Annotated in this window: 26 protein-coding genes; 20 read left to right on the top strand and 6 right to left on the bottom strand. The window is 37.9% G+C overall.

All coding sequences use genetic code 11. The features are described from left to right. Window positions 1–60: 60 nt before the first annotated feature. Window positions 61–513: a hypothetical protein gene (locus tag JOD18_RS18270; protein WP_204670559.1), complete on the bottom strand. Its 453-nt coding sequence runs from the start codon at window positions 511–513 to the stop codon at window positions 61–63. 522 nt (window positions 514–1,035) lie between these two features. Here JOD18_RS18270 and JOD18_RS18265 point away from each other — a divergent pair. Together JOD18_RS18265 and JOD18_RS18260 are read left to right on the top strand one after the other, a co-directional pair. Further along, on the top strand, window positions 1,036–1,329 hold the full coding sequence (locus JOD18_RS18265; protein WP_204670558.1) for an Fpa/YlaN family protein: 294 nt from the start codon (window positions 1,036–1,038) through the stop codon (window positions 1,327–1,329). Window positions 1,330–1,451: 122 nt separating this feature from the next. Next, window positions 1,452–2,657, top strand: a complete 1,206-nt coding sequence (locus JOD18_RS18260) for an FtsW/RodA/SpoVE family cell cycle protein (RefSeq protein ID WP_204670557.1) — start codon at window positions 1,452–1,454, stop codon at window positions 2,655–2,657. A 490-nt stretch (window positions 2,658–3,147) separates the two neighbouring features. Here JOD18_RS18260 and JOD18_RS18255 read toward each other — a convergent pair whose 3' ends face one another. Further along, on the bottom strand, window positions 3,148–4,038 hold the full coding sequence (locus JOD18_RS18255; RefSeq protein WP_204670556.1) for a COX15/CtaA family protein: 891 nt from the start codon (window positions 4,036–4,038) through the stop codon (window positions 3,148–3,150). Window positions 4,039–4,489: 451 nt separating this feature from the next. Between JOD18_RS18255 and cyoE the strand changes: the two genes are divergently transcribed. The 7 genes from cyoE (at window position 4,490) to JOD18_RS18220 (ending at window position 11,107) form a co-directional block, all read left to right on the top strand. Beyond that, window positions 4,490–5,425 (top strand): heme o synthase, encoded by a 936-nt coding sequence (gene cyoE, locus JOD18_RS18250; RefSeq protein WP_204670555.1) that lies wholly within the window; start codon window positions 4,490–4,492, stop codon window positions 5,423–5,425. Window positions 5,426–5,505: 80 nt separating this feature from the next. Further along, a complete protein-coding gene (coxB, locus tag JOD18_RS18245) occupies window positions 5,506–6,594 on the top strand; it encodes a cytochrome c oxidase subunit II (RefSeq protein WP_204670554.1) in 1,089 nt (362 codons plus the stop codon). A gap of 17 nt (window positions 6,595–6,611) precedes the next feature. Then, window positions 6,612–8,471 (top strand): cytochrome c oxidase subunit I, encoded by a 1,860-nt coding sequence (gene ctaD / locus JOD18_RS18240; RefSeq protein ID WP_204670553.1) that lies wholly within the window; start codon window positions 6,612–6,614, stop codon window positions 8,469–8,471. 1 nt (window position 8,472) lies between these two features. Next, window positions 8,473–9,093, top strand: coding sequence for a cytochrome (ubi)quinol oxidase subunit III (locus JOD18_RS18235; RefSeq protein WP_204670552.1), 621 nt, complete (start codon window positions 8,473–8,475; stop codon window positions 9,091–9,093). A gap of 3 nt (window positions 9,094–9,096) precedes the next feature. Further along, on the top strand, window positions 9,097–9,423 hold the full coding sequence (gene ctaF, locus JOD18_RS18230; protein ID WP_204670551.1) for a cytochrome c oxidase subunit IVB: 327 nt from the start codon (window positions 9,097–9,099) through the stop codon (window positions 9,421–9,423). Between the two features lie 317 nt (window positions 9,424–9,740). Further along, window positions 9,741–10,631 carry a cytochrome c oxidase assembly factor CtaG gene (ctaG, locus tag JOD18_RS18225; RefSeq protein WP_204670550.1) on the top strand — a complete coding sequence of 297 codons (891 nt, stop codon included), beginning with the start codon at window positions 9,741–9,743 and terminating at the stop codon, window positions 10,629–10,631. A 20-nt stretch (window positions 10,632–10,651) separates the two neighbouring features. After that, window positions 10,652–11,107 (top strand): DUF420 domain-containing protein, encoded by a 456-nt coding sequence (locus tag JOD18_RS18220; RefSeq protein WP_204670549.1) that lies wholly within the window; start codon window positions 10,652–10,654, stop codon window positions 11,105–11,107. A gap of 188 nt (window positions 11,108–11,295) precedes the next feature. On the opposite strand, the gene ytvI is transcribed toward JOD18_RS18220, so the two are convergent. Together ytvI and JOD18_RS18210 are read right to left on the bottom strand one after the other, a co-directional pair. Then, window positions 11,296–12,351 (bottom strand): sporulation integral membrane protein YtvI, encoded by a 1,056-nt coding sequence (ytvI, locus tag JOD18_RS18215; protein WP_204670548.1) that lies wholly within the window; start codon window positions 12,349–12,351, stop codon window positions 11,296–11,298. Between the two features lie 306 nt (window positions 12,352–12,657). Beyond that, window positions 12,658–13,023 (bottom strand): YugN family protein, encoded by a 366-nt coding sequence (locus JOD18_RS18210; RefSeq protein ID WP_204670547.1) that lies wholly within the window; start codon window positions 13,021–13,023, stop codon window positions 12,658–12,660. 143 nt (window positions 13,024–13,166) lie between these two features. On the opposite strand from JOD18_RS18210, the gene JOD18_RS18205 reads away from it, so the two are divergent. From JOD18_RS18205 to coaD, 7 genes are all read left to right on the top strand, one after another. Beyond that, complete coding sequence (locus JOD18_RS18205) at window positions 13,167–14,204, top strand: CAP domain-containing protein (protein WP_204670546.1); 1,038 nt, start codon at window positions 13,167–13,169, stop codon at window positions 14,202–14,204. A 63-nt stretch (window positions 14,205–14,267) separates the two neighbouring features. Further along, on the top strand, window positions 14,268–14,636 hold the full coding sequence (gene ylbD / locus JOD18_RS18200) for a spore coat protein YlbD (protein WP_204670545.1): 369 nt from the start codon (window positions 14,268–14,270) through the stop codon (window positions 14,634–14,636). A gap of 9 nt (window positions 14,637–14,645) precedes the next feature. After that, window positions 14,646–14,879, top strand: a complete 234-nt coding sequence (locus JOD18_RS18195; RefSeq protein WP_204670544.1) for a YlbE-like family protein — start codon at window positions 14,646–14,648, stop codon at window positions 14,877–14,879. 65 nt (window positions 14,880–14,944) lie between these two features. After that, on the top strand, window positions 14,945–15,385 hold the full coding sequence (locus JOD18_RS18190) for a YlbF/YmcA family competence regulator (RefSeq protein ID WP_204670543.1): 441 nt from the start codon (window positions 14,945–14,947) through the stop codon (window positions 15,383–15,385). A gap of 30 nt (window positions 15,386–15,415) precedes the next feature. Next, on the top strand, window positions 15,416–15,691 hold the full coding sequence (locus JOD18_RS18185) for a YlbG family protein (protein WP_204670542.1): 276 nt from the start codon (window positions 15,416–15,418) through the stop codon (window positions 15,689–15,691). A gap of 740 nt (window positions 15,692–16,431) precedes the next feature. After that, window positions 16,432–17,001 carry a 16S rRNA (guanine(966)-N(2))-methyltransferase RsmD gene (gene rsmD / locus JOD18_RS18180; RefSeq protein ID WP_204670541.1) on the top strand — a complete coding sequence of 190 codons (570 nt, stop codon included), beginning with the start codon at window positions 16,432–16,434 and terminating at the stop codon, window positions 16,999–17,001. Next, window positions 16,994–17,485, top strand: a complete 492-nt coding sequence (gene coaD / locus JOD18_RS18175; RefSeq protein ID WP_204670540.1) for a pantetheine-phosphate adenylyltransferase — start codon at window positions 16,994–16,996, stop codon at window positions 17,483–17,485. The genes rsmD and coaD overlap by 8 nt, the downstream gene beginning before the upstream one ends. On the opposite strand, the gene ylbJ is transcribed toward coaD, so the two are convergent. Then, window positions 17,426–18,622, bottom strand: coding sequence for a sporulation integral membrane protein YlbJ (gene ylbJ, locus JOD18_RS18170; RefSeq protein WP_204670539.1), 1,197 nt, complete (start codon window positions 18,620–18,622; stop codon window positions 17,426–17,428). The genes coaD and ylbJ overlap by 60 nt on opposite strands. A gap of 493 nt (window positions 18,623–19,115) precedes the next feature. On the opposite strand from ylbJ, the gene JOD18_RS18165 reads away from it, so the two are divergent. Continuing rightward, the gene (locus JOD18_RS18165; protein ID WP_204670538.1) at window positions 19,116–20,135 is read left to right on the top strand and encodes a SepM family pheromone-processing serine protease; all 1,020 of its coding nucleotides are present in this window, start codon (window positions 19,116–19,118) and stop codon (window positions 20,133–20,135) included. 115 nt (window positions 20,136–20,250) lie between these two features. Here JOD18_RS18165 and JOD18_RS18160 read toward each other — a convergent pair whose 3' ends face one another. Next, window positions 20,251–21,459 carry a nucleotidyltransferase gene (locus JOD18_RS18160; RefSeq protein WP_204670537.1) on the bottom strand — a complete coding sequence of 403 codons (1,209 nt, stop codon included), beginning with the start codon at window positions 21,457–21,459 and terminating at the stop codon, window positions 20,251–20,253. A 144-nt stretch (window positions 21,460–21,603) separates the two neighbouring features. Between JOD18_RS18160 and JOD18_RS18155 the strand changes: the two genes are divergently transcribed. The 3 genes from JOD18_RS18155 to JOD18_RS18145 all read left to right on the top strand — a co-directional run bounded on the left by JOD18_RS18155 (window position 21,604) and on the right by JOD18_RS18145 (window position 23,390). Continuing rightward, the gene (locus JOD18_RS18155) at window positions 21,604–22,131 is read left to right on the top strand and encodes a YceD family protein (protein ID WP_204670536.1); all 528 of its coding nucleotides are present in this window, start codon (window positions 21,604–21,606) and stop codon (window positions 22,129–22,131) included. A 33-nt stretch (window positions 22,132–22,164) separates the two neighbouring features. Beyond that, the gene (gene rpmF, locus JOD18_RS18150) at window positions 22,165–22,338 is read left to right on the top strand and encodes a 50S ribosomal protein L32 (RefSeq protein ID WP_204670535.1); all 174 of its coding nucleotides are present in this window, start codon (window positions 22,165–22,167) and stop codon (window positions 22,336–22,338) included. 602 nt (window positions 22,339–22,940) lie between these two features. Beyond that, on the top strand, window positions 22,941–23,390 hold the full coding sequence (locus JOD18_RS18145; protein ID WP_204670534.1) for an RsfA family transcriptional regulator: 450 nt from the start codon (window positions 22,941–22,943) through the stop codon (window positions 23,388–23,390). Window positions 23,391–23,462: the final 72 nt, after the last annotated feature.

Below are 23,462 nucleotides of genomic sequence, written 5' to 3'. Positions count from 1 at the left end.
CTTTGTATATTTTTTGATAAAAACAAAAAAATATACTTAAGAAAGGGAAACCGGCAGAAATTAATGTATCTCGATGATCTTTATCGCCTTTATTGGATTGTCCTGATTACTTCCATCGCCAAAATAGAGATGAGCAGGACCACCTTCCTTAATCTGTTTACCATTGAGCGAAAACAGTAATAAAGACTGCAATAAGGTAGCTAATGAAATATGATATTCTTCTTGTTCCGTTATAATGGTTACACCTTGTGCATGTTTATCAATTTCAGCGTTTTCAATAAATTCTTTAATCGGCATCACATAGGAATCGTTCAATAATTCCTTTTTGTTATATTTTTTAATGCTGTGATTTACAGGTGGTTTATGTAAACGGCCAATTGTTTCCTGTTCTTCTTCGGTTTCTGGCTTTTCGCGGAAAGCCTCTTCCAGTCTGATCTTACGGTCATCAAAAATCCACACACTTGGATCGAGTGTGATAGGATATTTCACCTTGCCTTTTAACTGAATAATCACTATAAGTCACCTCTTTATAATATCGTCAAGTAATAGAATAGCAGAGAAAGATTATTTTTGCATGTAAGAGCATGTTCAAAAAGTCCGATAAAAATGACACGACGAATTTCTGCGTTAGCAATAGAGGAACTTCTACTAAAATCACCCACATCGTGTGGGTAAAGCAGAAGTCAACACTTCCTGTGCAAGTCCGCTACTCACGTATTAAAAGCATACGTTCCGCTCCTTGAAAAAGAAGACCGCTTTTTCGGTGTGCAAGACCATCTCCTCAAAGCTGCACCGCCTTGAACTTTCGACGTATAGGACGTACTAGTACCGGTGTTGCAACACGATGTTGCGGACTTAATCGATGATGGTCCTTTTCACCGAACTTTTTGAACACGCACTGTAAAAAAGATTTATTCGTTTGGAAACAGTGCACACACTTATTTTGTCTATTAAGATTGACAGATGATATTATCTTGCATTTTCATTATGTTCACGATAAAATAGTATGGAGAAGCAATAGCGGAGGGGATTGGCATGATAACGGAAATGCCTTTGAGCAAAGAAAAGCAAGCTTACGCCATCCTGCAGGCAGATGCAGATAAAATCTTGCAGCTTATCAAAGTTCAGATAGATAACTTAACTATGCCCCAATGCCCTTTATATGAGGAAGTATTGGATACACAGATGTATGGTTTATCAAGAGAGATAGACTTTGCGGTTCGTTTGCAGCTCATTCGTGAAGAGGATGGTAAGGCACTGTTGGACAATTTGGAACAGCAATTAAGTGTTTTACATGAGGCTTCACAAGAGCGCAATATGCGGTTGTAAAAACTTTGCTAACTAAGGGCAAAGTTTTTATACTTTTAAAAGATAGATGTTATGCAGGTATGTTACATAAAACAGTAACTAAATTTAGTGAGATAATTTTATGATGTTTAGAGGTAATCCTTATGAAGAATCAGAAGGCAAAAACATTTGATTTTCTATTAATGCTGACACCATTGTTATTAGCGGGTTTTGGTGTTGTAATGATTTACAGTGCGAGTATGGTAACTTCTGTTATCGTAAATGGAGAGCCTGCTTATGCACAAGCTCTCAGACAATTGATTTGGCTTGTAATTGGGGTGGGCTTTTTTGTATTTGCCAGTTATTTTAAATATACGCTCTACAAGCCTTTAAGCAAATGGATCGTCTTAATTATGTTTCTTTCTTTGCTTGCTGTCCAATTATGGGGAACGAATATAAATAATGCTCAATCATGGATATATATTGGCTCCTTTTCCATCCAACCCTCCGAATTTGTTAAAGTGGGGATTATTTTATACTTGGCAGCTGTTTATACCAAAAAACAAGAATATATTGACGATTTTTTTAAAGCGGTACTGCCTCCATTAGCTATTACGGCAGTTTTGCTCGCTTTTATTATCAAACAACCAGATATTGGTACTGCCGGTATCATATTTGCGGCAGCTTGTACGGTGATATTTAGTGCAGGTATTAGATTCAGACATCTGAGTTTTTTAGCACTAATAGGCATAGTTGTTCTAGTAGCGTTAAGTCTGCAGTTAGTAACAGATACAAGAATCTCTCGATTTACGGGAGCCTATCAGCCTTTTGCAGACCCTGATGATACGGGATATCAATTGATTCAATCCTACATTGCCATTGGCACTGGCGGTGTAACCGGACAAGGCATTGGACAAGGCATTCAGAAACTAGGGTATTTAACACAAGCAGACAGTGACTTTATTATGGCAGTCATATCAGAGGAGCTAGGGTTGTTTGGTGTTGTTTTTGTACTTGCTTGCTTAGCTGTTATTGTCATTAGAGGACTGTATATAGCTAAAATTTGCAAGGACCCATTTGGAAGTTTAATTGCAATTGGACTTTCTTCTATGATTGGTATTCAAACAGTGATCAATATGGGGGCAATTAGTGGTTTGCTTCCTATTACAGGGGTACCTCTGCCATTTGTCAGTGCAGGGGGGACTTCACTGGTTGTGCTACTATTCTCGATGGGTATTCTTAATAATATAGCCCGTCATGTGAATTATCAGCGTTATAATGAAGAAGAAGAACTGGACAATCCGACAGAGAAAAAGAAATTCTCACGCCCATTTGCCAGAAAATCAGTAAGAAACAGACAATTATCTTAAAAATAATAGAACCGAGGCTGTTGCACAATGGGAATCAAGGTGGGACAGTCTCTCTTTTTAAGTGTATGACTGATTTTTTCATATGGTTGAAAAGGGGTGTCATCAAGATCTCTATTTCTGTTGACACCTATAGCTACTCGATCCTTTCAAATCCTAAGGGGGCTTTTGAGATTATCATATTAGCTGTTTCAGCTTTAAGGAGCTGGCTTTCGCTAAGATGCCGAGGTATCTAATCTTTTCAAGCCACAAGGAGCCATCTTTCATCCTATGATTCCATTTGTCGAAGTCGAATATGATAATTGAAAAATGAATGTCTTCCGTAAAGGCTCTTTCCCATCACTAGCAATAATCAAAAGGAACCATCCCACATACAAAAAAAACTGCCGCAAAATGCAACATGTACATTTTGCAACAGCCCCTTTGTTAGACATCATTAGAAATGTATCATATATAAGCATATGAACGAATATCAGTACTGAGGGAAAACAATTTATTTTTTCAAACTTCTATAGCATAGCAACAAGAAATAACAAAGCAAACCAAAAAACAAAGTAATAAATAGTGCGTGTAATAAGGCAATAAATAAGTTACCAGTGGTAAAGATCACGAATGCCCCTAAAGCGACTTGAACTGTAATTAGGAAAACGGCGATAGTCCATCCATAATACATCACTTTATTGTGACGGTAATGCCGTTTAATTTTGAAAAATAAGAACCAGGTCCAGATAAATGCAATTCCAGCCAGTAGCCGGTGTCCCATTTGCACCCATTGCCCGAAATGATAATCTGCGAAACCAAAGGGCTGTCCGCGTTCACACATAGGCCAGCTGGGACAAGCAAGGCTTGAATCAATATGTCTTACCAGAGCGCCGGAATAGACTACGACCATAATATATATCGCCAACCATATAAAATGTTTCCGGAAATGAGCTGATATATATAACGAATCGGCATCAAATTTGTGATCTACTTCAAAGATCAATAAAGTTAACAATAATACTGCCGCAAAAGAAATTAAAGAAATACCAAAATGAAGGGCTAAGACAAAATCAGATTGCGGCCATAATACGGCAGCAGCGCCAATTAGAGCCTGGGCTACTAAAAAGAAAACAGAAATAAAAGCTAAAAACTTTGTTTCACGGATATGTCCGATCTTTTTCCATGATACAATTGCCAGCAATAAGACAAATATTCCGGCAGTCCCCGATACTAACCGGTGGCTCAGCTCAATAAACATCTCCATTGACCAATCACCGTAGCAGAATGGCCAATTGGCACCACATCCCATTCCCGAATCAGTTTTGGTGACCAGTGCACCTCCAACTAGTACCCCGAGCATGATAAGGGTTGAGATCACAGCTAACCATTTAAGAAATTTCATATGTACACCTCATCTAAAGACTGTCATTTATCACAGGGCAAGCTTCAGAAACTCAATCCAGCTGATAAATTTGTAACTATATGCTGAATTAGTAAGTAAGCATACCACTGATAGAAGTCTCACTTAAATTATGTATTTTTATAGTAGGTATGCTATCAGTAAACCCTATTTATTATATCAAATAAAAGAAGCTCCGTCTTACAAATACTATCATCTGAAAAAAAGTTCACAAAAATGCCATAAAGATAATTGATTATTTCCGTAGGATAGCACACTGATAAAATCCATGATACAATAGCATTGTTTGATATTTTTAGGTATAATGCAAATACATACATCTTTTTGAAAGTTCTACTGATTTAATAATAAGAACGAAAACCCCTGTTAAGTAATATCTCATATATGTTCTAATCATCATTATTATAAACTCTGAAAGGAAGTTATGGTTCTAATGGATAAAATAAGTGTTTCTTCTGATAGTCCTGTATTGACGAGGACTTTGGATTCTTATGTATATAAATGGGCTGATCTAAAACAACTGTTAAAAATAGGGATTATTAACTCCAATACAATGACTGCATTTGCCGGTTTTTGGCTAGCCTTGTTTTATACAGGATCATCTATTGCACAATATTGGCACTTAATGCTGGTAACACTGGTGGGTACTGCTTTTGTTATTGCAGGTGGGTGTGTGATTAATAATTATTATGACCGTGATATTGATCAGATCATGAATCGAACAAAATCACGTCCTACGGTCACAGGTTCTATTGATCTCATGCATGTACTTGTGATTGGAGCTGCTTTATCGATTACAGGTCTGTTAATATTGTCTCTAGCCTCATGGCAAGCTGCTTTTTTTGGATTTGCAGGCTGGTTTAGCTATGTTGTGTTATACACGATATGGTCTAAACGGAGATATACTATTAATACAGCAGTGGGGAGCTTGTCAGGTGCCGTACCTCCATTAATAGGCTGGTCGGCAGTTGATCCACAGCTTCATTCTACGGCCTGGGTTTTGTTTTTACTTATTTTTATTTGGCAGACACCTCATTTCTTAGCGATTGCTATGAAAAAAGAAAAAGAATACCGTGCCGCTAATATTCCTATGCTTCCAGTCATTTATGGTATGGAGATAACAAAAAGGCAAATGCTAGTATATATCGTTTGCTTATTACCATTACCATTCCTATTATATGATTTAGGTCCTTTATTTCTGGGAATAGGAACATTATTAAATACAGGTTGGCTTGTGTTAGCAGTTAAGGGGTTTTGGGTGAAGGATAATAGCAAATGGGCGAATAGCATGTTCTTATATTCCTTATTATATTTAATGGTGATATTTATTTCGATGATTGTTATTACTTTACCGAATAATTTGTTATAATGAAATATGTCAGTAGAACTTGATTTTCTTCAAGTTTTTCTAAATAATATAGTAAGTTAAAAAGAAAGAGAGGGTTAAACATGAAAGATTGGATGGGAAAAATCCGAACGTTGTCCTTGTTCTCCTTTTTGGTATTGATTCTTTCCGCATGCGGTAAAGAAAACCTTACTGCACTTGCACCAAAAGGTTATGGGGCGCAACAATCGATGACAGTTATCATCGTATCAATTCTTGTTATGACAGTGGTCTTTATTGTCGTTATGATTATTTTCTTGTATGTAATGATGAAGTTCCGCAGAAAGAAAGTTGGAGAAGGTCACATCCCACAACAAGTAGAAGGGAATCATAAGTTAGAAGTAATTTGGACAGTAATTCCAATTTTACTTTTAATCATTATTGCGATTCCAACTGTCGCTGTTACATATGATTTAGCAGATGAAAGTCAAATGGAAGATAGTATTAACATTAATGTAACTGGTTTGCAATTCTGGTGGAACTTTGAATATGCAAATGAAGAAATCCAGACAAGTCAGGAATTATATATTCCAGTAGACGAAAGAGTATATCTCAACATGATATCAAACGACGTGATCCACTCTTTCTGGGTGCCAACGATTTCCGGTAAGATGGATGTTAACCCTGATAATGAGAATACCATGTATATTGAGGCGCATGAAGAAGGGGTTTACTGGGGGAAATGTGCAGAGTTCTGTGGGGATTCTCACTCTTTAATGGACTTTAAGATTGTAGTAGTCAGTCAAGATGAGTATGATCAATGGGTAGCAGCTATGCAAGATACTGATCCTGAATATACAGCTGAGGCTGCAGAAGGACAAGAGTTATTTGCAAATAGCTGTATAAGTTGTCATGCGATTGATGCAAGCTCTACTAATCCTGTTGTTGGACCAAACTTAGCTGACTTCGGCAATCGTGCTATGATAGCCGGTGTAAGAGATTTCAATAAGGAAAATCTGGTAGAGTGGATCCTTGATCCTGCAAGTATCAAACCAGGAAATGGCATGTTAGGTGCTCCTTATTTAGAAGAGAACTCTATTAGCGAAGAAGAAGCTAGTCAAATTGCTGATTTCCTTATGGAATTAAAAGCAACAGAAGAACCAGTGGATAGTGTAGAACACTTTAGAGAAAATGAATCAGTACATTCGAATTAAAGGGAGGTTAACAAAACGTGAGTACATTGGTAGCAAATGAAAAAAAAGGCTTCGGATCCACGATTTGGGATTATCTGACAACCGTGGATCATAAGAAGATTGCTATACTGTACCTGATAGCAGGTGGCTTTTTCTTTCTACTTGGTGGATTAGAAGCTTTGGCCATAAGGGTACAGCTAATAAAGCCTATGAACGACTTTGTCAGTGCGGGCTTTTATAACGAATTAATCACGATGCACGGTACAACCATGATTTTCTTAGCAGCCATGCCACTGATTTTCGCATTCATGAATGCGGTTGTGCCATTACAAATAGGGGCCCGAGACGTGGCATTCCCTTTCCTAAACTCATTAGGATTTTGGTTGTTTTTATTTGGAGGTATCTTGTTGAATGTAGGTTGGTTTACAGGTGGGGCAGCAGATGCTGGATGGACTGCTTATACACCGCTTTCTACAACATCTCCAGGACATGGGGTAGATTATTATGTATTAGGTCTGCAGATTTCTGGTGCGGGTACACTTATGGGGGGGATTAACTTCCTCGTAACGATCATCAACATGAGGGCACCAGGTATGACTTACATGCGTATGCCATTATTTACTTGGACGGCATTTGTCGCAAGTGCGTTAATTTTATTTGCATTCCCTGCTTTGACAGTTGGTTTGTTCTTAATGATGTTTGACCGTATGTTCGATTCAGTGTTTTTTGATGCGGCAATGGGTGGTAATTCCGTTATTTGGCAGCACCTGTTCTGGATTTTCGGACACCCTGAGGTTTATATCTTAATTTTACCAGCATTCGGTATCTTTAGCGAAATTATTGCTACATTCTCTAAAAAGAGATTATTTGGTTATACAGCAATGGTATTTGCAACCGTCTTAATTGGATTCCTTGGTTTCATGGTGTGGGCTCACCATATGTTTACTGTAGGTATGGGACCAGCCGCAAACTCCATCTTTGCGGTAGCGACTATGGCAATTGCTGTACCAACAGGTATTAAAATCTTCAACTGGTTATTCACCCTTTGGGGAGGAAACATTCAGATTAATACCGCTATGCTTTGGGCACTCGGGTTTATTCCAAGTTTCACCATTGGCGGGATGACAGGGGTAATGCTGGCAGCAGCTTCCGCCGATTATCAGTACCACGACACTTATTTTGTAATTGCTCACTTCCACTATGTTATTGTGGGTGGGGTAGTATTTGGATTACTTGCAGGAACTCACTATTTTTGGCCGAAGATGTTTGGAACTATTTTAGATGAAACATTAGGGAAAATAACATTCTGGTTATTCTTCATCGGTTTCCATATGACATTCTTTATCCAGCACTTCCTAGGCTTAATGGGTATGCCTAGACGTTACTGGGTATTCTTAGAAGGCCAAGGTTTAGATTTAGGGAACTTGATCAGTTCCATCGGTGCCTTTTTAATGGGAATTGCAACTATCATTCTGTTAATTAACGTGGTTAAAACATCGGTTAAAAATGAGAAAGTAGGGGCAGATCCTTGGGATGCACGTACATTAGAATGGGCGATTCCATCTCCACCGCCATTCTATAACTTTAAACAATTACCACTTGTACGTGGATTAGACCCATTATGGATCGAAAAAACAGAAGGTCGTAAAGGTATGACACCTGCTGAACCATTAGGTGATATCCATATGCCTAACAATTCTTTCTTACCATTTATTATGTCAGTAGGTTTCTTTATTGCTGGACTTGGTTTTATCTATCAAAAAGACAACTTAGCTTGGCTGAGTGCTGTGTTTATTGGTATGGGCATCGCTCTTGGCTGTATGTTAGTAAGGTCGCTTAAAGATGATTTAGGATACCATATCCATAAAGAAGATTTGCAGAAGGAGGCGAAGGAATAAGATGAGTGAACAAGATGTACTAAATCCAAAACATATGCCTTCTAATCCTGAGCAAGCCACCTTAGAAGGAAAAAATAAATTCCTAGGATTTTGGTTTTTCCTAGGTGGAGAAACTGTCCTGTTTGCAAGTTTATTTGGGACTTATTTAGCTCTAAGGGATTCAACAAATGGTGGGGCCTCTTCTCAAGACTTGTTTGGACTTGAATTGGTGTTCATCATGACCATGTTACTTTTAACTAGTTCTTTAACCAGTGTATATGCCATGTATCATATGAAAAATAACGATTTTAAAAGAATGATGATCTGGTTAGGAATTACGGTTGCCTTAGGTCTTGGCTTCCTTGGCTTTGAGATCTATGAGTTTGTTCATTACATTCATGACTATGAATTTACGATGAGATCTTCTGCATTTGGCTCGGCATTCTATACATTGGTTGGATTCCATGGCGGCCACGTAGTATTCGGTTTATCATGGATTATCGCATTAATGTTTCGTAATGCCAAACGCGGTTTGAATTTATATAATGCACCGAAGTTTTATATTGCAAGTTTATACTGGCACTTTATTGATGTAGTGTGGGTATTCATCTTCACAGTAGTCTATCTGATGGGGGTGCTGTAAACTATGACAGATAAATCGATGACAACTATCGACCAACAGCAGCAGTATGAACAAGAAAAAAGAAAACAAGAAATGAAGCAGCAAGTAATTACCTTTGCGTTAATGATTATTTTCACTATTGTTGCATTTGGTATGGTTATGGCCGAGTTACCAAAATTGTTTGTAATTCCGATTATGCTTATTCTGGCAGCTGTGCAAGTAGGATTTCAATTGTATTATTTTATGCATATGAGCCATAAAGGACATGAAATGCCTTCAATGATGTTTTATGGCGGCGTGTTTGCTGCCTTCCTAACGATTCTTGCGTTAGTAGTCCTAGTTTGGTGGTAATCTGTAAAAAGCTTGAGAAGTGTATGCTTCTCAAGCTTTTGTGCGTATGGAAGCCAATCCATAAATAGGACGAGCTTTCTATCGGTTTGTCCTGTGACATAGATAAATACATCCTTATCGAATGTTAGATCATGTTGCTGTTCATTAAATTGTTGAAATATCATTTGTTTAATGCTTTTTAATAGGTGGGAAGTTCGGTATAATGATACATAGCTTAAAAGAGTTGTTCAAAAGGTCCAATAAAAATGACGCGATGATGGTCCTGTTACCGAACATTTTGAACACACATTTAAACGATATCAATTGGAGTGATTCACATGTGGCAAGAACTACAAATATTTGGTTTTCGAGCGCTATGGAGCCCCTATTTTGCAACATTTGTGGCCATACTAGGTATAGTATATTTTCTCTTTTTTATCATCAGGAAAGATGATAAAAAAGCAACAGTGAAACAAATGCAATTTTTTTATAGCGGGTTACTCTTATTGTACATTATTAAGGGCTCTCCTATTGATTTGTTATCACACATTATGTTTACCGGACACATGCTACAAATGGCTCTATACTATTTATTATTTCCAATTCTCATGATTAAAGGAATACCAGAATGGGTATGGAGAAAGATTTTTGAAATTCCGGTACTTAGTCAAATCTTAAAATTATTAACCAAACCTTTGATTGCTCTGCTGCTCTTTAATGGGCTTTTCTCGGTCTATCATATTCCCATTGTGTTTGATTATGCAAAATCAAGTGAACCGGCACATGTGTCGATCACACTAACGATTTTGGTGGCAGCATTCATTTTATGGTGGCCATTGTTCTCTCCTTTGAAAGAGACTCATACAATGTCCCCATTACTCAAAATCGGTTACATAGCTGCGAATGGTATCCTTATTACACCGGCGTGTGCTTTGATTATTTTTGCCCCTACTAGTATTTATTCGGCATTTGGTGCCACAGGAAGCTGGCTGCAAACATTAGCGTTGTGTGTGCCGATCGATGTTTTAAGCGAACTGTCGCTAAGCGGACCGGAAATGTTTTCTCCGTTTAGTATCGCTGAAGATCAACAACTTGGCGGTATCATCATGAAAGTCACCCAAGAAATTATTTATGGAGCAATTATTGCCAAAATATTCTTCCCTTGGTTTAATAAAGGAACAGACAAAATCGATCCACTACCTACACAGCAACATACAGAGCAAGTTTAACATTGGAAGGAATGTATTACATGCATATATTACCAACAATAAGTACGTCTTTTATTTTGATTAGCGCCATTTTGGTTGCTATCGGCTGGCGTTTTGTCGCCAAAAGGAATTATAAAGCCCATAAGAAGACGATGATTGCTGCTTCGATCAGTGCGTTAATCTTCTTTATTATCTATATGTCCCGGACAATCTTTCTTGGAAACACAAGCTTTGGCGGGCCGGAAGAATTAGAAGTGTACTATACTATTTTTCTGATTTTTCATATTACGTTGGCAACAACAGGCGCTGTCTTTGGGATTGTGACCTTAATTCTTGCTTTTAAAAGAAATATTAAAAAGCATCGGAAAATTGGTCCTGTTACAAGTATTATTTGGTTTTTTACTGCTATCACCGGTATTGCCGTTTATTTGTTATTGTATGTCTTATATGATGGCGGGGAAACAACCAGTTTGTTAAAAGCCATTTTAGGGACATAAAAAAATACAGCTCTTTCATAACAAGAGCATATTTTAACAAGTGAAAAACACGCACAACTGCTTTAAAGCCATTGTGCGTGTTTTTTCTTCTGATGTAATCGTTTATTAAGCAGCTACTTTAGACTTCCTTTTTTTTGGTCTCTCTAAATCTGGAAGAAGGCGCTAACACCTCGATAAATTTTGTTTTACTATATTTTAAAATCCATTTTAATAATGTTAGCTTCTTTTGCCGAGTTAAAGGCAATCACAAGAAGTGGCCCAATGATAAAGCCTAGTATACCTAACAATTTCAAACCAAGGTACATGGCGATTAATGTAGCTAATGGAGATAATCCAATATGTTTCCCCATTACCTTTGGTTCGACTACACGTCGAATAGCTAATAAGATAATAGAGAGAATGGCAAGCTGTGTGCCTACATAAACTTCTCCTGATATGAGCATATACAGTGCCCAAGGGCCTAAAATAATAATTGAACCAATAATAGGAATTAAATCAATTAACCAGATGATAATAGACATAATTAAGGCATATTCTGGTACAATGATGTACAATCCAATAAGAGTGACAATGAAAATAATAATACTGACGAGGAATTGGGCTTTAAAGAATCCTAAAAATACATCAGATAGGCGTTGATGCATAAAGCGAACTTTTTCAGCTGTATCGTCTTTTAAATGACGATAGAACATGACTTTTAGTCGAGGTACTTCCAACATAAACATAAATAATGCGATTAAATAAACAATTATGCTGACCAAATAATCAGGTACTTTACCTACAACCGTAGCAATTCGTTCAATTCGCAACATCTCTCTAGCATTGTTGCTTAGAGTAGTTGTCGTTGACTGAATTTGCATCTTTACTTCTTCAACGAGCTGATCAGGTAAGTCTTGAGTAATGTGGTCAAGGTCGGATTCCCATTCCAATAACTGATTGTTTACTTGAATAATATAGCTTGGTATATTTTCGGCGATACTAACGACTTGTCCAATTGTTTTTGTAACAGCTAATACACTGATAATACTGATTATAGTCACAAAAAGGAAGAAAACAACGGTGACAGAAAGTTTTCGTTTTAGTTTTAACCTCTCCATGCCAAAACGTACAATGGGGTTAAGTGATAAGGCTGTAATGAACGCGATGAGCAGCGGAATGGAAACTGGAAGAATAAAATAACCGGCTGCGAGTAACAGTAGGATAACTAGAGTTAATTTGATATGTTTCTTATTTAGTTTTTTCATTTAAACTGTAACGCACCCTTTCTATAAAATCGACCTAAAGATTTTAAAATTATTATATTACATATATATCTACCTTAATATGTGGATCAATTCCGAAGGAGAGCAACGGGTAGAAAAGCCATAGAATAGCTTTGTAAACAGTTATTCTGTTAATTGTATTATTCTACTCACTATCCTTATTTGTTGTTGAGTTCTTGGACAGTGGTGAAGATAACCTTGCTGCTGGCCTCTTACTTTATTGTAAAAAAATTGGATAAAGAACGGCTGTATATGCTATACAGCCGTTCGATTGTTGTGCTCGAAGGATTATTTCACAAATGGTTCTATATTGGATTTTGCTGTTTGTAATAATTTTTCTGTACGTTCTACCGTTGAAGCAGGGAAGTCCTCTTCTTCACCATATTCAATTCCATGCGGATAGTAATGTTTGCCTAACAAAGGTGTCAATAATTTGATAACGGCGTCTCCTCTATCAACGTCACCTTCTATTGCATAGCCTTGTACGCGAACGTAATATGTAATATTTTTTTCGGGAGAGTTAATCTTATAATCATATGTAACACGCTCATAATCCCATTGACCTGCACGGACAAAGTTGGCCTTCTCCATTGCATGATCTAATAGTTCTAAGTCAATTATTAAACCTTCCAATCCGATATCTGTAAATTCCATACTTTCACCTCATCTATATTTATCGCTAACCATATCATATTACGAAATCGAGCAAGATGCAATTATTCTAGATAAATAACTTTCATGAAAAGTTGAAATAAACATATAGTTTATTAACCCCGTTTCACAGGTAGGTGAAAAACATGAAAGTAAAGGCTGTATTAGTAATCATACTATTGTTTATCATCATTTTCAGTGCATTGTTATGGATGGAAAAAAAGCAAGAAGATCCCTTGCATGTGACTTTACAGCAGCAGTATGTCTCACAACATGTAGAAAAGTCAGCTTTTCCAGCTGATCATATGCTTTATTGGCGAAAAGACACACTGTGGCGCTTTGTAAACCAATCAAGTGATGAAATAGTAGACACGTTTGGCAAACCCAAGCGAAAGGATCCTGCTGTCTTTGGCTGGCAATGGTGGATTTATCAAGAAGAAGACTATTATATGCAAGTAGCAGTGGAAGATCAGCAAGTAAAGGGGTTATATGCGATTGGCAAGGGACTGAATATCCAGCCATTAGAAATAGGCAACTCGCTAGAAGAGATAGAAAAATCGTATCCGATTCAGCAGCAATTGATATTTGATCAATACCGTATAGAATTAACCGAAAAAGATTTGGAGAACAGGCCGGTTATTTTGCTCAATGATCAAGTGGTTGCACAATTATATATCGCGCCCTCTGATGATCAATTAAGCGGTATCCGATTAATGAATCAAGAAATGCTGGCACTCATCAGGCCTTACAAACTGTATTACAAAGGGGAAATAACAGAGATTGAGGAACAAAAAGAGTGGGCAGCGATTGAAACAGCAGAAGCACAACAAATATTTGACATTACCAATTTTATTCGATCAGAGTCTGGATTAAATGAATTAAATTGGAATGACACCATTGGAAAAGTCGCTAAACGGCATAGTAAAGAAATGAAAGAGGAGGGCTATTTCTCTCATTACAGTATAAATGGGGAGAATTTAGCTGACCGCTTAACAAATATAAATGTGGATTACCGATCAGCTGGTGAGAATATAGGTGTTTCTTTTTATGATGCTCCAGAAATGATCCACCATTGGTTAAATAATGAAGGTCAGAGAGAGGCCTTATTGAAGAAAGAGTATACTGATTTAGGGGTAGGTGTTTATCGAACACATTACACTCAAAAATTTTTAGAAAAAGAGTAATCGTCGCACACAGGCCATTGTACGCATAGATTATAGTAGTACAAATGCTAGAGAGGTGATCAAGTGAATGCGACGGTAAAAGAATTCAAGGCCTTTATCGAAAGACATCCATTATTATTAAAAGAGGTGCGTCAAGGAGAGCGCACCTTACAAGAAGCCTTTGAACAGTACGTACTTTTGGGTGAGGATGATCCATCATGGCGTAAATATACTGCTGATGCTGATCATCAGGAAAAGAAAGCAGATAATGGAACAGCAGGAAAGCTGACTAAAAAAATCTGGAAGCATATCGAACAATTAGATATGAATCAGTTAGAAAACCATATCAACGATTTAAATGGTGCCATTGATCATATCATTGTCTTAATGGATCAATTTAAGCAATATCGTAATAATCAGTCTGGGTCAGCCCCTTTTCAATCCAAAGACTAGGAGGGCACTATGGAACTAGAAACTTACCGCTATCTTCAGCAAAAAGAAGAACTCTGGCGCTATATCAGGCAGAATCCGGAGTGGTATCGTTATCTCACTCGAGATCCATCCAGAGTTAGTGAGTTGGAACAGGAGGCCAAATTATTTTATGGTAAGACATTACCTCAAAGGATGGAACGGATCCAGCAAAACATTCATATGGTCCAGTTATTAATGCAAATGGCAGGTTCTTGGAATGATTAAGAAGCTGCCTCTTTTCATTCTCGGTGATAATTGATATGATATGACTATGGAGGTGTTTCACTCAAATGTTAGCAACAATGGAAATTGTCGATATATTAGATCATGCCGAAGAGTTAGGGCAGCTGGTCTTACAATCAGAAGAAATGGAAGAATTCCGCAGATTAAAGCAAATAATGGATCAGGATCAGGAAGCTCAGCAACTGATTCAACGTTTTAATAAAATAAAATCCGCCTATGAAGAAGTAGAGCGTTTTGGCAGGTACCATCCTGATTATAGTCAAATTATGAAAGATATCCGTGCAGCTAAACGAGAGATGGATATGCATGAAACCATTGCTGCCTACAAAGTGGCGGAAACTTCATTACAAAGATTTTTAGATGAAATAAGTAAGATTATGGCATTTAGTGTCAGTAAAAATATCAAAGTACCATTAGATGGTGCAGCTTTAACAGATACTGGGTGCAGTTGTGGATCAGGGGGCGGCTGCGGTTGTAAAGTCTCATAGTTATAAAAGTGTGAAGAGAGGGGGGACATGATGATTGTAAGCAGACAAGGTTTAGTCGTTTGGTTTCATCAAATGAAACATGTTAAGCATATTAAGAAATATGGTCATATGGTGCATGTCTCTAAGAAATTGAAGTATGCCATTATTTATGTTGACCAGGATAAGGTCGATCAGACAACAACTGCATTACATAAATTGTCTTTCGTTACAAGGGTCGATCCTTCCTATAAGCCATTTATCAAAACAGAATTTGAAGAAAAAGTGAAAATAGAAGATAAAGAGCTAGATTATAAAATGGGGATCTGATTTTTTAGAGGGAGATTTATATGAAAACTCTGACTCAAGCCTGGATTAGAAAAAACAAGAAGAGCATTTGATCCTTTATCTTTTAGCCAAGATGGATGTCCACTCCGAGAATTCGCTTTCCGCAGGCATGGCTTCAGCTAACTTGAAAAAGTAGAGCACTTTTTCAAGTGGATCTTCAGCCCATGCTATTCCCTTGTCTGGCTACAAGCGTCAAAAACTGGACAACTTCCTGACAGCGCCCTATGATAAGTCATCATCGATTCATACACTCACCGTGATTCCTTTATCTCAGTTGCTTCGGTCCAGTTGTTACGTTTTTACCCGACACTTTCCGCCTTTCTTGCAGGAGTCGACTTCTCTCCACTCCCATCCTCTTTGTTCTTTTATGTTACTTGCTTCACAAAAAAGAAGTCGAATACACCACTTTTTAAATAAAAAAAACCTGCAGTTAATCAACTGCAGGCTCTTTTTATTGTCTCGTTGATATGAGAAAATAAAAAGATAAAGGGAGAGGAGAAACCGGAGGAAGAACTTATGGGGAATGGTAAGTCTTCTCCGAATAAAGCAACTTATCTGGTTGCTTTAGTTAAAGTTTGTCCATTATCGAAGGAAATATACTTGTAAATTTGTGAAATTGTTTTAGTTTATGCTATATTAATCACAGCGTAATTCGACATCTTCTGGAGAGCGAAGTCTCATGACAGAAATATCTTAGCTGCAGCAGAATGGGGGAATCGTATTTGCGAGTAATTGCGGGAAAGTTAAAGGGGAATAGAATTCAATCGGTATCTAATCAATTAACACGTCCAACTGGAGATAAAGTGAAGGAATCCTTATTTCAAATAATAGGCCCTTTCTTTGATGGAGGAACTTGTCTTGATTTGTTTGCCGGGAGCGGCGCCCTGGCCATCGAGGCGGTTAGCAGAGGGGTGGAGCGAGCGGTATTAGTAGATAAACAAGCAAAAGCCATTTCCGTTATCCATAAAAATATCCATCATTTAAAAATAAAAGAACAAGTGGAAGTGTTTCGAAATGATGCCTTTCGCGCATTAAAAGCTCTTGAAAAAAGAAAGCTAAAGTTTGATATCATCTTTTTAGATCCGCCTTATCATCAAGTGTCTTATCAGAAATTGTTAGAAGCCATTATTGCGGCTGACATACTGCAAGATCAAGGGCTTATTGTGTGTGAACATGATCCTAATAATGCTATCCATATAATCAGTGAGTCATACCAGCTAATCAAGCAAGAAGAGTACAATGCAACTACTGCTATTACAATTATTCAAAAGGATGTGGAAAATCATGACTAGACTTGCCATTTGTCCCGGCAGTTTTGACCCTATAACAAATGGACACTTAGATATTATCAAAAGGGCGGCCAATGTCTTTGATGATATTATTGTAGCTGTCTTTAATAATCAGGCGAAACAGCCCTTATTTAGTGTAGAAGAAAGAATAGAATTAATCCGACAGGCAACCGCTGATATCCCCAATGTTCAAGTAGATTCGAGCAAGGGACTGTTAATGGATTATGCTCAAGAGAAGAATGCACAAGCCATCATCAGGGGACTGCGGGCGGTCACCGATTTTGAATTTGAAATGCAAATTACCTCTATGAACCGAAAACTGAATGAAGACATTGAAACCTTCTTTATGATGACTAATAATCGGTATTCCTTTCTTAGTTCCAGCATGGTGAAAGAGGTGGCTAAATTTCATGCCAATGTATCTGATTTAGTACCTCCGGTAGTAGAAGCGGCGCTGATTGAAAAATTTAAGCAAGAGAATGTATAAATAAACTGACAAGGAAAGTAAAGTAATCCACCATCCAATTTCACCTAATGGGAAGCTTATATGATGGGTGAATGTCATGATACTAGATGTTGTTTCTGTCTTTAGTTGATAGACAGGAAAAAATAAGACAACTACAAGTAAGCTGGCAAAACAGGCATGTACCATTCGTGCAAAGAAGTAAGGAGTAAAGCGAATATCTGTATCAGCCAAGATACTTGCGACTTGTGCTTGGACGGAAAAACCGTTAAAGGCTAACATGATCGAGATAACAATTGCCTGAAAAAAAACGGCTACATGAGTCTGTGATATAGTGTTCGCTCCAATCGTTATTTCAAACATACCTACAAATAACCCAGGTGCGAGATCAGCAGGAAGCTGAACAAATGCTAGCAGGCCGACAAGTAAACCAGCAAACAATTCGGTAAGTTGGATAGTGGATAACAATTCGGTAATCACTGAAAACAGCATGATGAAGCCGCCTATTTTGATTAGTGTTTCAATTGATTGAGTAACAGCTTCACCCAACACTTTGCCAATTGCCTGCCGTTTATTTATGCGTGCTTGATGAAGCTGATGAAAGGCTTTAGTAAGAGAAAATGAGTAGGATCCGGCCGTTGAAATTTCCTTTCTTTTATAAAATCTCATACAGATTCCAACCAGTGCATTACTAAGATAATGGACGACTGCCAGCAGTATGCCTAACCTTGCATCATGAAAAAAACCGATACCGACCGCTCCGATGATAAATAGAGGGTTCGAGGCATTGGTAAAGGATACTAGCCTTTCCGCCTCTACTTGGGATAGCTGCTTTTCCTGTCTCAACCTTGCCGTATATTTAGCTCCTGATGGATATCCACTCGCCATTCCCATCGTCCAGACAAAACCTCCAACCCCTGGTACATTAAATAACGGTCTCATAATAGGTTCAAACAGAACACCGATAAAATGAACAACACCAAAGGCAATTAAAAGTTCTGCCGTGATAAAAAAGGGTAATAAGGCTGGAAAAACGATGCCGGCCCAGACTTCGAGTCCACGCTGACTTGCTTGTAAGACTTGCTGTGGATAAATAATTATCATTACGACAATAAAAACGGCGATCATGGCATATAATAAGGAGGCTAGCTTTTGTTTCATAGTTATTCACCTTTTTCTTAAGAAATAAATATATGATGTAAATATTTCATCTAAAACCTACATGTATGGATAGCCATCGCTATCCATGAAAACTTCAGTTCCTCTACTAGCCTAGCTTGATTCATCTCTCAATAACCTTGCGAAAATAATCAAGTGCTGCCTCTAAGGCAGAGTTTTGTAGGAGGTGCTTGTCTGTATACAAGAACAACTGAAATAAGCAGACAGATATCCTAGAGGGATAATCAAGACAAGCACGTCCTTTTCATATTGTATGACGATCGTGCTAAGTCATCACCAGTGCTCGTTTTTCCTGCAGACACGGTGTATAGAGTATGGATTGTGTATGTCTTGCACATTTCTGTACCTTTTTGTGAATCAATAGTAAAATATAGAGTGTTTTAAATTTGTCCTACCGTTTCTAATATACGCTTGTGGAGCGTATAAATATGACAACGCAATTTGTTAATCTTAGTTTTTTGAAAGTAGGGATAGGATGTTTCGTTTAAAGGGTAATGTAAGGATATTAATCTTTTTTGTAGCATTAATTGCTGTTTTTTTTCTTTTTAGCTATCGATTGCCATTTTATATTCATCAGCCTGGTCATGCAGATCCGCTAAATCCGATTGTAGAAGTGGATGGAGGCCATGAGAGTGAAGGGGAAATGTATCTTGTTACGATTCAAGGAGGAAGGGCAACCCCTTTTACATACTTGACCGCTCAGTTTAGAAAATATTTCGATGTGCTGCCGATTAATGAAGTAGTACCAGAGGATATGACAGATGCTGAATATCATGAATTACAATTGATGATGATGGAAAGCTCTCAAGAAGCCTCAATGGTAGTTGCCTACGAAGCAGCTGGTGAAACAATTGATATTGAATATAAAGGAGTATATGTTGTCTCGGTTGTAGAAGGAATGCCAGCAGACGGTATCTTACAGTCTGGGGATGAAATTATTGAAATAGATGGGAAAGAAATTAATGAGTCGGAAGATCTAATTGATTATGTAACATCCAAAACTGCAGGTGATGCGGTGCGTTTAACGATTGAGCGTGATGAACAGACAATGGAAGAAGAAATCGCATTGGCAGAACTTGAGGATTTAGATGGACAGCCGGGGATTGGTATTCAATTGGTGACCAATAGACAGGTGACTGTTTCGCCAGACTTAACCTTTTCCAGTGGAAGCATTGGTGGACCGAGTGCTGGTTTAATGTTCTCACTTGAGATTTATGATCAATTAACAACTGAAGATATTACCAAGGGATATCAAATTGCTGGTACAGGAGAAGTGGATTATCAAGGGAATGTTGGCCGTATCGGCGGTGTAGATAAGAAGGTGATTGCTGCTGATCGAACTGGATGTGATATATTCTTTGCTCCTAATGAAGGAGGCAGAGAAGGGTCCAATTATCAAGTGGCTAAAGAGACAGCTGAAGATATTGGTACAGATATGGAAATAGTTCCTGTCGATACATTTGAGGAAGCATTGGAATATCTAGCAGGGCTGTAAGCGTGAAGAGGCAGTAGAACGTGTGTCTATTGCCTTTCATCGTTAGTTAAAGTCTAAATTGGATAATGCCTTCGCTAAGCCTTTGTGGGGTGGATGCCCCCCCACAAAGGGTGATTCATGTGATCATATATGGTTTATGGTAAGCTTGTTTGGCTAGTTGCATTTGGGAGGTCTGGTCAAGGATGCTGTAATAGGCTGCGTCTACACGCTGGTCTAATGCTTGGTATGGGTACGGCGATTTGTTGCTGGTATACCAAGAAATTGTGGCTTGTTTTTTGATCTGTTTGAGATAGGTTTGTCCCTGTTTACTCATTGCCAAAATGCGGACAGCAGGTGTTTGATCTGCTTGACGTAATAAAGACTCTATTTCAGCTGCATGTGTATTGGTCAGCAGATGTGTTGCAATTCGTTGGATACTAGTCCAAGTGTAGCGTTTTGTCTTTAAAAGCGTCATCCATTCCTGAAAGTTAGCGGCCTGTTTTATGGATGCTAGCATACGATTTTCGATACCTTCCTTGACTCCATGGATAGAACGAAGCTCATCCGGTTTTATAGTTAATAAACGATACTTAAGCAAATGGAAATAAGCCTCCCAATGATGCCAGGAATGATGTTGTTGAACATATTTTTCAAGAAGTTGCCAAGTTTCTGGCGGTGTAGCGCTCTGTACTTGCTCAAACTGTTTTTGTAATAATTGATTTCGAATACTAGTGGCACTTGCAATTGCATCACGGATCGCCTGATCATGGTAATCATTTTTGATCCTTGTTATCGTATAAGGAGTAATGTCAGCTTGTTGCTTATAGATATTGCTCACATACTGATAACCTAGAATATTGTTTGGTCTAGTAACGTCAATTGAAATTTCTTTTCCTCCGATAGCACGTAAAGCTGTTTCATGTGCTTTTGGGTAAGAGAAGCCTTTTGACAAAGCCTCAGTCAGTTGTTGGCCATATTGTTCTTGTCGTTGCTGAATCAATTGATACATGTTCTGAAAATCATTGATTTTACCGTGTTCACTGCCAAAACATAAGGCCTCAACATGTAGGTGGGCTAATATTTCAATCGCCCCTTGAGCAAACAGTTCACTGTGCTGTACGGCATAGAAATATGGCAATTCTACAACAAGGTCAATACCTAACTGAACCGCCATTTTTGCTCTGGCGAATTTATCAACGACAGCGGGTTCCCCTCGCTGCAGGAAGTTGCCACTCATAACAGCTATCATACAATCGGCATTGGTTAGTTGCTGTGCCTGTTGAAAGTGATACCGATGTCCGTTATGATAGGGATTGTATTCTACTATAAGTCCACAAGCTTTCATGTTAACCTCCTAATGGAAACAATCTATTGGGATATCGATTGTAGTATATCACAAAAGCAATAATTGTTGTTGGTGTAAAGAAAATATATTGACAAATAGCCAAATCCATTTTAAAATATTTCTTGTTGCCTTGAGGTGAATCTAATGAAAATATTTATCCAAAAAATTAAACAATCACAACAAAGCTCCTATCCTTTTCATGAGCAAGTTAACGTTTCAGAATTAGCTGAGCTGGATAATGATATTCGTGCTATTGAACCTGTTACCGTTGATGGACAAGCGTGGATGGATGGGGAAGATATTACTTGTGATTTTACGATCAGAGGGACAATGATTTTACCTTGTGCCAGAACATTGGTTGATGTAAAGTATGATTTTGACATCCATACGATCGAACAGTTTACTACTTCTAGCTATCACCAAGAAGAAGACGTGTTTGTTATTAATGGAGAAATACTTGACTTAACACCTTTTATCAAGGAAAATATACTATTAGAGGTCCCGCTACGAGTGTTTGCAGATGATGAACAATTAGAGGCAAATACAATACAAGAAGGTAATGGGTGGACACTTATAACAGAAGAGCAACAATCTGAGAAAGTAGATCCACGCCTTGAAAAATTACAGTCTTTATTAAATGACAACAGTAACGAGGAAGATAGTAAAGAATAGATCTTTGCTTCTCTTTTAAAGGAGGTGTAATGCATGGCAGTACCTAAGCGCAGAACTTCAAAAAAGGTAAAAAATCAACGTCGTACACATAAAAAATTACTTGTACCAGGAATGGTAGAATGTTCAAATTGTGGTGAATTAACAAAGCCACACCATGTATGTAAATCTTGTGGACAGTATAATGGTAAACAAGTAGTAGAGCAATAATTCAATATGTAGTACAACACAATAGTGTAGGAGGGTTACTCTCTTGCACTATTTTTATTTGCAGTAAAAACATAACTTTTTCTAGTACAGATGTATTGCTGTCTGTCAGCAATTTATTCGGCAAGAAAACTCTGCCTTAGATTTGCACTTTATTCCTTTACGCATAGTTGTTAGGTGGTTTCGTTGGCTGAATTTTCACACATAACGAACACCTACAGCTTGTTATCATGGTGTAATCATGTCCTTGCCTTGTCAATATTTTGACTGAATAAACGTGTGAACATTTGCTTCGGTCAAGCCCTTCGCTTTTCGACGTACAGGACGTACTAATGTAGGCATGGCGATTGACATCATGACGTTGGTTGCGCTGAGGAATAGTTTCTACCCTCCATGCAAAAATAGCTTTATGACTGGCTAGAACAACTAGATTTTTATGAATAGTGTCCTCTGTCAGAACTTGTTGGTTTTATACATAGATAGGACATGGGAAGCAGTTATTATGCTTGTTTTTCAGAATGATGCCGTAAATTTGCAGGTAAATAAATAGTCTATCCTCTCTATTAATTGCATACATTGTATCAAAGAATAGAGGGGGTGGCATAGTGCAAGGAATCCGACAAGACGCATGGTCTCCAAATGAAGATAAACTGCTAGCGGAGACTGTACTACAATATATACGTGAAGGGAAGACACAATTAACGGCGTTTCGTGAAGTTGGAGAAAAATTGTCAAGGACATCAGCAGCATGTGGTTTTCGTTGGAATGCAACGCTAAGAAAACAATATGAGGAAGCGATTCAACTTGCTAAACAGGAACGTAAACAAGTAAGTTATACAGTGGATCAAGAAACTATTTCAGCGCAGACCGTGCAACCTAATATCCATGACGTACTAGAAACGTTGGAACGCATGCAAAAGTATTACAATAGTTTAAATGAGCAACAGGAACTTCAGAATGTAGTCAAGCAGAATCAGCAATTGCAAGCAAAACTTTCGAAATACCAAGCTTTTCACCAATCAGTAAAAAAAGCGATGGATAGCTTGGAAGAATAGGAATTTAACGCAGCCTCACTGTGAAAAGTGGGGTTTTTAAACTGCTAAAAATATGCTGCAAATCATGATGAG

This window comes from Gracilibacillus alcaliphilus, from assembly GCF_016909015.1.
Lineage (GTDB): Bacteria > Bacillota > Bacilli > Bacillales > Amphibacillaceae > Gracilibacillus > Gracilibacillus alcaliphilus.
This window is presented reverse-complemented; position numbering and strand designations above follow the sequence as displayed.

Bases quoted from the DNA above. Each gene is read 5' to 3' on its own strand.
- coxB (WP_204670554.1), top strand. From the start codon at position 5,506: ATGAAAGATTGGATGGGAAAAATCCGAACGTTGTCCTTGTTCTCCTTT.
- JOD18_RS18190 (WP_204670543.1), top strand. From the start codon at position 14,945: ATGTTAGCAACAATGGAAATTGTCGATATATTAGATCATGCCGAAGAG.
- JOD18_RS18195 (WP_204670544.1), top strand. From the start codon at position 14,646: ATGGAACTAGAAACTTACCGCTATCTTCAGCAAAAAGAAGAACTCTGG.
- ctaG (WP_204670550.1), top strand. From the start codon at position 9,741: ATGTGGCAAGAACTACAAATATTTGGTTTTCGAGCGCTATGGAGCCCC.
- coaD (WP_204670540.1), top strand. From the start codon at position 16,994: ATGACTAGACTTGCCATTTGTCCCGGCAGTTTTGACCCTATAACAAAT.
- cyoE (WP_204670555.1), top strand. From the start codon at position 4,490: ATGGATAAAATAAGTGTTTCTTCTGATAGTCCTGTATTGACGAGGACT.
- JOD18_RS18265 (WP_204670558.1), top strand. From the start codon at position 1,036: ATGATAACGGAAATGCCTTTGAGCAAAGAAAAGCAAGCTTACGCCATC.
- JOD18_RS18205 (WP_204670546.1), top strand. From the start codon at position 13,167: ATGAAAGTAAAGGCTGTATTAGTAATCATACTATTGTTTATCATCATT.
- JOD18_RS18210 (WP_204670547.1), bottom strand. From the start codon at position 13,023: ATGGAATTTACAGATATCGGATTGGAAGGTTTAATAATTGACTTAGAA.
- JOD18_RS18185 (WP_204670542.1), top strand. From the start codon at position 15,416: ATGATTGTAAGCAGACAAGGTTTAGTCGTTTGGTTTCATCAAATGAAA.
- rpmF (WP_204670535.1), top strand. From the start codon at position 22,165: ATGGCAGTACCTAAGCGCAGAACTTCAAAAAAGGTAAAAAATCAACGT.
- ctaF (WP_204670551.1), top strand. From the start codon at position 9,097: ATGACAGATAAATCGATGACAACTATCGACCAACAGCAGCAGTATGAA.
- JOD18_RS18165 (WP_204670538.1), top strand. From the start codon at position 19,116: ATGTTTCGTTTAAAGGGTAATGTAAGGATATTAATCTTTTTTGTAGCA.
- ylbJ (WP_204670539.1), bottom strand. From the start codon at position 18,622: ATGAAACAAAAGCTAGCCTCCTTATTATATGCCATGATCGCCGTTTTT.
- JOD18_RS18155 (WP_204670536.1), top strand. From the start codon at position 21,604: ATGAAAATATTTATCCAAAAAATTAAACAATCACAACAAAGCTCCTAT.
- JOD18_RS18255 (WP_204670556.1), bottom strand. From the start codon at position 4,038: ATGAAATTTCTTAAATGGTTAGCTGTGATCTCAACCCTTATCATGCTC.
- JOD18_RS18160 (WP_204670537.1), bottom strand. From the start codon at position 21,459: ATGAAAGCTTGTGGACTTATAGTAGAATACAATCCCTATCATAACGGA.
- JOD18_RS18235 (WP_204670552.1), top strand. From the start codon at position 8,473: ATGAGTGAACAAGATGTACTAAATCCAAAACATATGCCTTCTAATCCT.
- ytvI (WP_204670548.1), bottom strand. From the start codon at position 12,351: ATGAAAAAACTAAATAAGAAACATATCAAATTAACTCTAGTTATCCTA.
- JOD18_RS18220 (WP_204670549.1), top strand. From the start codon at position 10,652: ATGCATATATTACCAACAATAAGTACGTCTTTTATTTTGATTAGCGCC.
- JOD18_RS18260 (WP_204670557.1), top strand. From the start codon at position 1,452: ATGAAGAATCAGAAGGCAAAAACATTTGATTTTCTATTAATGCTGACA.